Genomic DNA, 325 nt, shown 5'->3' on the forward strand with positions numbered 1-325 from the left:
GATACATATACTACTCCGTGACGGTTACTCGGCGCTTTCCTGTGAGCAGTTGTTGCATGAGGGCTTGCTTTTGCTTTTTTAGAGTTCCCAATTCACACGATTGTTTTTTTATTGTTTCATCTACTGCATTTAAAATATTCGCAATTTTTCTTTGCAAAACAATGTTCGGGTATGGGAATTGGAGAAACGAAAAATCTCCATAACTAATCTGTTTCCCATCGCGTATGCCAATAACAGCAACAGAAAGTCGACCAATAAACTCGTAAGACTTAAAGTAGTGCCTGTAGAAGTCGTCAACTATAGGCTTTATGGGGCGTATTACATG

At 39.1% G+C, this 325-nt stretch carries 1 protein-coding gene; it reads right to left on the minus strand.

Annotated features, from left to right (window positions below):
- Nucleotides 1-10: 10 nt before the first annotated feature.
- Nucleotides 11-325, minus strand: a 315-nt coding sequence (locus ACI3L3_RS16895; RefSeq protein ID WP_404846329.1) for a restriction endonuclease subunit S, incomplete at its 5' end; no start/stop codon positions are given.

It is taken from the genome of Desulfobaculum sp. SPO524, assembly GCF_044987625.1.
In the GTDB taxonomy this organism is placed as follows: domain Bacteria; phylum Desulfobacterota; class Desulfovibrionia; order Desulfovibrionales; family Desulfovibrionaceae; genus Desulfobaculum.